This window comes from Methylosinus sp. LW3, from assembly GCF_000527115.1.
Taxonomy (GTDB): Bacteria; Pseudomonadota; Alphaproteobacteria; order Rhizobiales; family Beijerinckiaceae; genus Methylosinus.
Genome location: NZ_AZUO01000004.1, coordinates 151,013 through 161,395, shown reverse-complemented (window position 1 = coordinate 161,395; position 10,383 = coordinate 151,013). Strand labels below are relative to the sequence as shown.

The following is a 10,383-nucleotide window of genomic DNA, read 5'->3' as shown; positions in this document are numbered from 1 at the left end:
ACGAAGCCTGCTCGCCCCTCATCTCACGCCGAAGCGATCATCTTCTTCAGCTTCAACGCGAGCCCCATATCGCCATCGACCTTCAGCTTTCCGGCGAAGAACAGATCGCGGCTGTCCACATCTCCCTCGGCCATGCGGACGAAATCGGCGGCGGCGACGCGGATCGTGCAATCGGCCTCGCTCTCCCCTTCGCGCACGCCGGGATCATCCGCTGTGAGATTGAGCACGAAAGTGCAGGCGCCTTCGCCCTTCAGCACGAATTTGTAGCGGGCGCCCAGAGAGCTCGCCTTGTCTCTGTGCGTGTCGATCATCTGGGTGGCCCGATCCAATATGTCCCTCACCGTGGGCATGCGCTCTCCTCGAATTTGCGCGCGCGCAAAATTGCTGCTCAGAGTCATTTGAAAACGCGGGACTTCGAAAAGCCGACTCCCGCTTTTTCGAATTCCCGCTCACGCGGGCTCGGCCTGAAATTCATCGATCTGCGCGAGCAGCCGCTCGTCGGGTCCGGGAAAGGCCGACGGCTGCTCTCCCTTCTCGATTCGAGACATTTCCCGCGTATAGAGCTTCCTCAGCAAAATGATTGCCGCGTCGGAGGCGCCGAGCCGGTTCTTCGAGCGATCCGGAATAATGCCTTGGCCGACCAGAACGATTCCGTCCTCGATGAGCAGAAGATCCGGTCGCGATTCTATGTCTTCCCAGCGCTTCTCGCCGGAGAGCACGGATTGGATGACCTGCTCGACGGGCGGCAGGGACGAGGCGACATAGCGCATGCCCGAGCGCACTCCATCGGCGACGTCGCGGCCGTCCTCCGGCGACAAATGCGCCGCGACGAGGAGAAAGAACATTTTGTGGCTGACGTCGTCGACCGGCACATTCCACAAGAAGCTCTTGAATCCGCGCAGCATGCCGGCGCCGGAGGTGAAATAGAGCATGTTCGGCATGAAGAGCGCGAGCTTGCGCAGATAGCCGTTGGGAAAGGAGGTGTATTGCATCAGGCCGAATTCGGTCTCGAGCGCCGTCGCCGCGGGAATCTGCCCGGCGTTGGCGGCGTCCTGATAAATGCCCTCGGCGTGCACCCAGCGCTGGTGCACATCGTCGACCGTGTTCTCGAGATCGTGGAAATAGTTCCACTTGCGCAATTCGACGACGTGAAAATAGCCGCATTGCTCCAGCGAGGGCCAACGCGGCAGCGGCGGCGTCGGCGCGGGGCCGAGATAGACCCAGATCAGGCCGAAATATTCTTCGACCGGATAGCTGCGCACGCGCACCTTGGCGGCGAAGCTCTTGGGCTCGAAGGGCTGCTCGACGCATTGGCCGGTCGGGTCGATCTTCCAGCCGTGATAGCGGCAACGTATGCTGTCGCCTTCCACCTTGCCGACCGACATCACGAGCCCGCGATGCGGGCAGCGTCCGTCGATGATGCGCGCCACCTTGTCCTCTCCCCGATAGAGGGTGAGTTCCTCGCCCAGAATTTTCAGAGGCTTGGGATGCGCCACCGGAAGCTCTTCGGAGACGAAGGCGGGCTGCCAATAGCGCCGCAGCAATTCGCCCGCCGGGAGTCCGGGGCCGGTGTGCTCGAAGTCGACATGCGTCGATCCGTTCATTCTACTCGTTCCTAGAGATAGTTTGGACAAAAAAGCTCAGCGTCATTCGATGCAAAATAATCTCGTCGCGCATCCGCGCGCAAAACGGCAAGTAGACCATGCGACCTATCGGCCGTTCATGCGGTCGTTAACCGTAACAGCCGGCGAGTGGCGCGGTCCCGGCGCTGTCCGCGACGGATGGATGGCGTTGCATCCCTTTGGACTGTAGCGTAAAAAGCAAAGGTAGCCAAGCGCGCCGGCGTCGCGCTGCGATGCGAAATATTGCGCTTACAATCGAATGCGCAGGTGGTTTCATTGATCGACCTCTCGGAATCTATCCGGACTTCTTCGATATCTACTTCCATAGCAGGCGCCGCTGAAGCGTGGTGTGCGCTGCGACACATCGCGATCGCGCGTGGCGCCGCATGAACGAGCCGAACCCTGCCTCGCTCGATTGGCTGAAGCGTATGTCCGCAGACGATCACTCTTTAGTGACGATGATCTGCTTTCCGCCCGCGGGCGGCGGCATGACGGGATTTTGGCCCTGGATCGCGCCGCTGCGCGGCCGCGCCAATCTCTACGCCGCCTCGCTTCCGGGACGTGAGCAGCGGCTGCGTGAGGAGCCTGCGCGCAGGATGGACGCGCTCGCGGCGCCGCTCGCCGAGGCGGTCGCGGCGCTGGCCGATCGGCCGCTGCTGATTTTCGGGCACAGCTTCGGCGCTCTGCTCGCCTATGAGATCGTCCATCGCCTGCTCGCCGAGGGACGCGCGGCGCCGGAGCGCCTGCATTTCCTGGCCTCGGGCCGCGTCGCGCCGCATCTGCTCTCACGAGCGGAGCGCGTATCGCATCTTCCGCCGCGCGATGTCGTGTTCCGCGTCGCGAAGCTGCACGGCAATATTCCGGTCGCTCTGCTCGAGCAGAGCGATTATGTCGAGATGATCGGCCGCGCGCTGCAGGCCGATCTCTCCATCAACGAGACTTATGGCTGGACCGAGCGTCCGCCCCTCCCTTGCCCGCTGACGGCCGTGGGCGGCGACGGCGATCCGGTCGTGTCGGCGGCCGAGCTCGACGCCTGGGAAAAGCATGCGGGCGGCGGCTTCGAGCGGCGCCTCGTCGCGGGCGATCATTTCTACTTTCGTCCGGCGACCGGACAGCGGGCGCTGATGGAGATCGTCGCTCGCTGTTGCGAGACGCTCACCGCCACGACGCAATAAACGCGCGAGACCCGAAATGAGCGAGCTCGAATTCAAGAAAAAGGCGATCGTCGCTCTGGAGACCCTGCGCCGTCGCGTGGCCGAGCTCGAGGGCGCGACGCGCGAGCCCATCGCGATCATCGGCTATGAGGCGCGCTTTCCCGGCGGCGCGGACGCCGAAGCCTTTTGGGAGATGCTGCGGGACGGGCGCGAAGGCGTCGGCGAAGTGTCGCTCTCCCGCTGGGACGCCGAGGCTGTTTATAACGCCGATCCTGACGCGCCGGGAAAATCGCTGACGCGGCGCGCCGGACTCTTGGACAGCATCGATGATTTCGACGCGCAATTCTTCGGCGTGGCGCCGCGCGAGGCCTCCTACATGGATCCGCAGCATCGTCTGCTGCTGGAGACGAGCTGGCGCGCGCTGGAACATGCAGGCGTCGCCGCCTCGGAGCTGGAAGGCGCGCGCGCCGGCGTCTGGATAGGCGTCAGCACGCATGAATATCTCGGCCTGCTCGTCAACAATATGACGCCCGAGACCATCGACGCCTATTATGCGACGGGAACCTCGCCCGCGGCCGGCGCCGGACGCATCAGCTATCGACTCGGGCTCGAGGGGCCTGCGGTGACGGTCGACACGGCCTGCAGCTCCTCGCTCGTGGCGATCCATCAGGCCTGCCAGGCGCTGCGCTTACGCGAATGCGACCTCGCGCTGGCCGGCGGCGTCAACGCGATCCTCACGCCGGCTCTGATGATCAGCATGTCGCGCGCGCGCATGCTGGCGCCAGACGGCAAGTGCAAGACCTTCGACGCCGCCGCCGACGGCTATGTGCGCGGCGAAGGTTGCGGCGTCATCGTGCTGAAGCGGCTCTCCGACGCGCTGCGCGACGGCGACCGCATCCGCGCGGTGCTACGCGGCGGCGCCGTCAATCAGGACGGTTCCTCGGGCGGGCTCACTGTCCCGAGCGGCCGCGCGCAGCAGCGGGTCATTCGCGCGGCGCTGGATCAGGCCGGGCTCATGCCCCCCGATGTCGATTATCTCGAGGCCCATGGCACGGGCACGTCGCTCGGCGATCCGATCGAGGCGCAAGCCGCCGCCGCCGCGCTCGGCCCGGGACGCGCGCCCGACCGGCCGCTGCTCATCGGCTCGGTGAAGACCAATATCGGCCATCTCGAAGCAGCCGCGGGCGTCGCCGGCGTCATCAAGGTGACGCAGGCGCTGGAGAACGAGCTGCTGCCCGAGCATCTGCATTTCCGCACGCCCTCGCCGCATATTCCGTGGAAGCAATTGCCGCTGAAGGTCGTTTCGGAGGCGCGCCCCTGGCCGCGCGCCGAACGGGCGCGGCGCGCGGGCGTCAGCTCTTTCGGCTTTTCCGGCACCAATGCGCATGTGATCCTCGAGGAGGCGCCGGCGGCGCCCCAGGCCGAGACGAAGGACGCAGCTTCGTCATTTTCCGAACGTCCCTGGCATATGTTGCCGCTGTCGGCGCGGAGCGTTCCGGCGCTGAAGGCGTTGGCGCGGTCCTATATCCAGCGCGTCGAGACGCTGCCCTCGGCGAGCGCATTCGCCGATGTCTGCCATTCGGCGGGCGTCTGCCGTTCGCATCTCGAGCATCGCGCGGCGATCGTCGCCGAGGACGGCGCCGAGGCCGCGCGTCTGCTGGAGGCGTTCGTCGAGGGGCGCGACTCTGCGGGAGTCTACACCGGCTTCGCGGCCGATCCGCCGAAGACCGCCTGGCTCTTCACCGGACAGGGCGGCCAATATTCCGGCATGGGCCGCGAGCTCTATGAGACGCAACCGCTCTTCAAGGAGACGCTGGAGCAATGCGCGGCGGCGATCGCCAATATTCTGCCGCGCCCGCTGCTCGAAGTGATGTTCGCCGAGGACGGCGCCGTCAACCACACCTCTTACGCGCAGCCGGCGCTTTTCGCGCTGGAGATGGGCCTCACGCGGCTGTGGCGCAGCTGGGGCGTCACGCCGGATGTGGTTCTGGGCCACAGCGTCGGTCAATACGCCGCCGCCTGCGTGGCCGGAGTCTTCACGCTCGAGCAGGGCGCGCGTCTGCTCGCCGAGCGCGGGAGATTATTCGGCGCCTTGCCGGCGGGCGGCTTGATGGCGGCGATCTTCGCCGAGGCCGACGCTGTCGAGGCGCGGCTCGCCGCTTTCCCGCATGTCTCGATCGCGGCCTATAATGGCGCGCATATCGTCGTCAGCGGTCCGCAGCAGGATGTGCGCGCGCTGGCGGAGACATTTCGTGGCGAAGGTCGCCGCACGGAAGAGCTCGAGACCTCGCACGCCTTTCATTCCGAGCTGCTGGAGCCGGCGCTCGACGCCTTCGAGCGTTTCGCCGGAGAGACGCCTTTCGAAGCGCCGACGCGCACGCTGATCTGCAATCGCACGGGCAAGCCGCTCGCCGCGCAGACGCGATTGGATGCGCAATATTGGCGGCGCCATTCGCGCGAGCCGGTCCGCTTCGCGCAGAGCGCGCAGACACTCGCGGAATTAGGTTGTCGGGTCCTGCTCGAGGTCGGCCCGCAGCCCGTGCTCGCCGCAATGTCGCTGCGCGCCTGGCCGGAGGGACGGCCGACGCCGCAGGCGGTCGCCTCGCTGCGCCGCGACGTGTCCGACGCTCGGCAGATAGAGGAAGCGCTCGGCCAGCTCTATGCGGCCGGCGCGCGCATCGACTTCCGCGCCGTCGATGCGCCGTGGAAGCGCAGCAAGGTCGATCTTCCCAAATATCCGTTTCAGCGCAAGCGCTTCTGGTTCCAGGCCGTGCGGCGGGACGCGCATTCCTTCTCGGGGTCCGGCGAAGAGCGCGCGGCCGCGCTCGCCTCCGACGACTCTCTCGCTCTCCCGGCCGACACTCCCGCCGCCGCCGCGCCCGACTCCTGGCTTGCCGATGCGCCGCAGGAGGAGCGGCGCGGTCTCGTCGTCGAGCGTCTGAAGGCGGAGATCGGCTATGCGCTGCATATGAGCGCCGAGGATATCGATCCGCATACGGGCTTCGCCGCGCTCGGCATGGATTCGCTGACCGCGATGGAGCTGCGCAGCCGCTTGCAGGCGGCGCTCGGCGCGGCCATTCCAGTGGCGCTCTTCATCGAGAGCCCCGATGTCGCCACGCTCGCGACGCGCCTCCTCGATTGGTGGGAGGAGCAGCGCGGCGCCGCCGCAAAGCGCCAGCCGCCGATGACGCGCCGGCCGCGCGACGGTTCGCCTCTGCCGCTCTCCTTCAATCAGGAGGCGCTGTGGTTCCTTCATGAGCTGGCGCCGGGCTCCAGCGCCTATAATATCGCCGCCGCCGTGCGCATTCGCGGCGCGCTCGACGTTGCTGTGATGCAGCGCAGCCTCGACGCCATCGTCGCGCGGCACGAGTCGTTGCGCACATCGTTTCGCAGCGAGCGCGGCGTCGCGCAGCCGCAGATCTTCGGCTCGCTGCGCGTTCCGCTGCCCGTCGAGACCGTGCGCGACGAGGAGGAGGCAGCCGAATGGGCGCGGCGCGAGGCCGGAGCGCCATTCGATCTCGCACAGGCGCCCCTGTTTCGCACGCGCCTGCTGCGCTTCGATGAGACGCATCATATTCTGCTGGTGACGATGCATCATATCGTCACCGACGGCTGGTCCTTCGCCGTGCTGCTGCGCGAGCTCTCCGCCGTCTATCGCGCCTTTGCGACGGGCGAGGCCTGGCCGCTTCCCGAATTGCCGATTCAATACGCCGATTACGCCGCCTGGCAGCGCGACTGGCTCGCCGGCGAGATGCTGGGCGAGCTGCTCGAATTTTGGAAGGCGGAGCTTTCCGGCGCCGCGCCTTTGGCCCTGCCGACCGACCGGCCGCCGCCGCGCACGCCGAGCTTTCGCGGCCGCCGTCTGCGCTTCGCGCTCGGCGCCGAGCGCGCAAAGGCGCTGCGCGCATTGGCGCAGGCGGAGGGCGTGACCTTGTTCTCGCCGCTGCTCGCTGCGCTCGCCGCCGTGCTGCAACGTCACAGCGGCCAGGACGAATTCATCGTCGGCGCGATGAGCGCCAATCGCGGCCGGCTCGAGATCGAAGGATTGATCGGCCTCTTCGTCAATGCTCTGCCGGTGCGCGTCGCCCTCGACGGCGATCCCGACATGCGCGCGCTGATCGCCCGCCTCGGCGCGCGCGTGCAGGGCGCGATGGTGCATCAGGACGCGCCCTTCGATCATGTAGTCAACGCCGTCGAGCGCGAACGCGACGGCTCGCGCAATCCGCTCTATCGCGTGCAATTGCTGCTGCAGGGTGGGTTGCAGCCGCCCGCTGTGCCCGGCCTCGAGATCGACGTGCAGGAGATCGACACGCAGACGGCGAAGCGCGATCTCACCTTCACCATCTTCGACGACGCTGCGGTGGCCGGCCATGTCGAATATTCGACCGACCTCTTCGATGCGCCACGCATAGAGCGATTGCTACGGCATTTTCTCGCCGGGCTCGACGGAATTCTCGTAGATCCGTCGCGGCGCCTTTCCACGCTGCCGCTGCTGACGCCGGAAGAGCGCGCCGCGAGCCGCGCGCCCGTGGAGGCACCGTCGCCCGGCCCGCTCACTGTGGCGGAGCTGCTCGAATCCGTCGCCGTGACGCGCGCCGATCATATCGCCTGCGAGGATGACGAGCGCCGCCTCACTTACGCCGAGCTGCAATCGGCCGCGCGGCGTCTCGCGCGCTGGCTGCGCGCGAAGGGAATTCGCCCCGGCGACGCCGTCGCTATGCGCACGGGGCGCAAGGTCGATATGATCGTCGGAATGCTCGGCGTGATGAAGGCCGGCGCCGTCTATGTGCCGATCGACGAATCCTATCCGCGGGAACGTATCGCGCATATGCTCGCCGAGGCGAATGTCGCGCTCGACGTCTCCGCGCCTTTCGACGCCGATGTCGCGCGCCAGTCGGACGCGCCGCTCGAGGCGTTGGTCAGACCTTCGGACCCCGCCTATATCGTCTTCACCTCGGGCTCGACAGGTCGGCCGAAAGGCGTGGTGATCTCGCATGGCGCCGTCGCCGAATATGCGCAGACTCTTCGTGCGGAGCTCGGCGTCGTCGCCTCCGACGCCTTTCTGCATACGGCGTCGAGCGCCTTCTCTTCCTCCATGCGGCAGATATTGGCGCCGCTCGCCGCCGGCGCGCGTATCGTCATCGCCAGCGACGACGAGCGGCGCGATCCCTTCGCTCTGCTTGCGCGCATCCGCGCCGCCAAGGCGACGATCATCGATCTCGTGCCCTCCGTGCTGCGGCAGCTCGCCGATGCGCTCGCGAGCTTGCCGGAGACCGCGCGCGCAACACTGCTCGATAATGAGCTGCGTTTGCAGCTCACCGCGAGCGAGCCTTTGCGTCAGTCGCTCGTGCGCGATTGGCGCGCCCTCGTCGGCGACGAATTGCGCTGGGTGAATCAATATGGGCAGACCGAGACCTCCGGCATCGTCAGCCTGCATGTGGTAGGGCCGGGCGCGCTCGCCGATTCGCAGGCGATCGTGCCGATCGGACGGCCGCGCGCCAATGTGCGATTGGTCGTGCTCGACTCGCAGAAACGGATCGCGCCAATCGGCGTTCCCGGACAATTGCACATCGGCGGGCCATGCCTCGCGCTGCGCTATCTCGGCGATGCTGCGCTGACGCAAGAGCGCTTTTTCGCCTTCGACGATGGCGAGGCGACGCAGCGTCTCTATGCGACCGGCGACATTGTGCGGCGTGAGGAGGACGGCGTTCTCGCCTTCGTCGGCCGCGACGACCAGCAGGTGAAGATTCGCGGCGTCCGCATAGAACCCGGCGAGATCGAGCGCGCATTGCTCGACCATCCGCGCACGCGCGCGGCGGCGGTCGCGGCCTATGACATGGACGGCGAGGCCCGGCTCGCGGCCTATCTCACCTTCGACGGACCGGCGCCGAATGTGCATGCGCTGCGCAATCATCTGCGCCGCCTTCTGCCCGATCATATGATTCCGTCCGCCTTTGTGACGCTCGACGAAATGCCGCTGACGGCGAATGGCAAGCTCAATCGCGCCGCCTTGCCGGCGCCGCCGCGCGATGCGGTTCGTGACTCGGCCTTCGTCGCGCCGCGGACCGAGGACGAGGAGAGCCTCGCCGAGATCTGGCGTGATCTGCTGAAGCTCGAGCGTGTCGGCGCCGATGACAGCTTCTTTCTGCTCGGCGGTCATTCCATGCTGGCGGCGCAATTGCGCGCGCGCATTCATCAAAGCCTCGGCGTGGAGCTGCCGCTCGGCGCGATTTTCGAGGATCAGACTCTCGCCGCGCTCGCCGCCCGGCTCGACGGCGCGCGGCGCGGCGCGACCGTCGCCCTGCCGGAATTCGTCGCGGCGCCTGCAGGCGCTGTCGCGCCGGCCTCGATCGCCCAGCTCGGCGCCCTCGCGGCCGAGCAGGCGTCTCCCGGTGCGCCGGGTCAGTGGATCGACGTCGGCGTGCAAATTCTCGGCCCGCTCGACGAAGAGCGCCAGATCGAGAGCATAAGGGAAGCCTTCCGGCGCCACGCCATTCTGCGCACCATCCTCGAGCCCATGGCCGATGGCGGCGCGATGCAGCGGATCGTCGATGCGCCGCCCGAGGTGATGCTGCTCGGTCCCGAGGAAGCGCCCGATCCTCTAGAGCCGGTCCGCGCCGATGACGGGCGGCCCGCGATCCGCGTCTCGCTGCAGCGGATCGGCGATGGCGAGCGTCTGCTGCGGCTGCGCTGTCATCGCTCGATCGCCGATGGCGCGACAGTCCGCATGCTGCTCGGCGAGATCGGCGCGCTCTACGCCAATGGGCTCGAGGGCATGGAGCTGTTTCCGCTCCTCGATCGTTCGCTCTCCTACGCCGATTACGCTCTGTGGGAGCGGCAATGGCTGACGCCGGAGCTACGCAGCGGCCAGACGGCCTATTTCCGCCGGCTGTTCGAGAGCGGCCTGCCCGCGCCGATCCGGTGCGATCCGCCGCGCGGGGAAGGCGCCCTCGTCCCGGAGGGCGCCGTCTTCCGTTTCGATTTTCCGCAGGCGGCCGTCGACGCCGCCGAGGCGCTCGCGGCGAAAGAGCGGGCGACTCTCGCCATGACATTGACGGCGGCCTTCGCCGCCGCTCTCGCCGAGCGCGCCTCGGACGATGCGCTCGCTCTGACGATTCCGGTCTCGCTGCGGCATCATGCGGCGACGCATCGCATGCTCGGACCCTTCATGAACGCTCTGCCGCTGCGCATAGAGCGGCCCGGCGACGCGCTGGAGGAACTGCTGCCGCGCGTGCGCGAGGCGACGCTCGGGGCGCTCGCCAATCAGAATGCGCCTTGGCGCGACATCATGTCGGCGCTGCGCGAGGATCACGGCCCGGACGCCGAGCGGCTCGGCGACGTGGCGCTGGTGATCGAGGACGCTCCGCCGCAGAATGTGCAATTCTCAGGGCTGACGCTGTCGCGCGCTTCCGCCGACCGTGTCGCGGTGCGCCGCCCACTCACTCTCTCCGTCTCCTTGGACGATGGCGAGATCAAGGGCAGCCTCATCTATGCGACGAGCCTGTTCGAGCGCGACACGATCGAACGGCTCGCCGAGCGCGTCATTCGCGCGCTCGCGCCGGGCTGACGGGCGCGCTCCGTCAGCGCTTCGCTATCTCGATCAGCGA

At 67.3% G+C, this 10,383-nt stretch carries 4 protein-coding genes; 2 read left to right on the top strand and 2 right to left on the bottom strand.

Going from position 1 to position 10,383, the window contains the following annotated elements; translation table 11 throughout:
- Positions 1 to 23: 23 nt before the first annotated feature.
- The gene (locus METLW3_RS27215) at positions 24 to 350 is read right to left on the bottom strand and encodes an SCP2 sterol-binding domain-containing protein (RefSeq protein WP_198022887.1); all 327 of its coding nucleotides are present in this window, start codon (positions 348 to 350) and stop codon (positions 24 to 26) included.
- 99 nt (positions 351 to 449) lie between these two features.
- Entirely contained in the window at positions 450 to 1,604 is a 1,155-nt protein-coding gene (locus tag METLW3_RS0123600) for a Rieske 2Fe-2S domain-containing protein (protein ID WP_024882188.1), read from the bottom strand.
- A 404-nt stretch (positions 1,605 to 2,008) separates the two neighbouring features.
- Between METLW3_RS0123600 and METLW3_RS0123595 the strand changes: the two genes are divergently transcribed.
- Entirely contained in the window at positions 2,009 to 2,797 is a 789-nt protein-coding gene (locus METLW3_RS0123595) for an alpha/beta fold hydrolase (RefSeq protein ID WP_024882187.1), read from the top strand.
- A gap of 16 nt (positions 2,798 to 2,813) precedes the next feature.
- Positions 2,814 to 10,343 carry a hybrid non-ribosomal peptide synthetase/type I polyketide synthase gene (locus METLW3_RS27935; RefSeq protein ID WP_024882186.1) on the top strand — a complete coding sequence of 2,510 codons (7,530 nt, stop codon included), beginning with the start codon at positions 2,814 to 2,816 and terminating at the stop codon, positions 10,341 to 10,343.
- Positions 10,344 to 10,383: the final 40 nt, after the last annotated feature.

Coding starts and splice junctions, on each gene's coding strand:
- METLW3_RS27215 (WP_198022887.1), bottom strand. CDS start 350: ATGCCCACGGTGAGGGACATATTGGATCGGGCCACCCAGATGATCGAC.
- METLW3_RS0123600 (WP_024882188.1), bottom strand. CDS start 1,604: ATGAACGGATCGACGCATGTCGACTTCGAGCACACCGGCCCCGGACTC.
- METLW3_RS0123595 (WP_024882187.1), top strand. CDS start 2,009: ATGAACGAGCCGAACCCTGCCTCGCTCGATTGGCTGAAGCGTATGTCC.
- METLW3_RS27935 (WP_024882186.1), top strand. CDS start 2,814: ATGAGCGAGCTCGAATTCAAGAAAAAGGCGATCGTCGCTCTGGAGACC.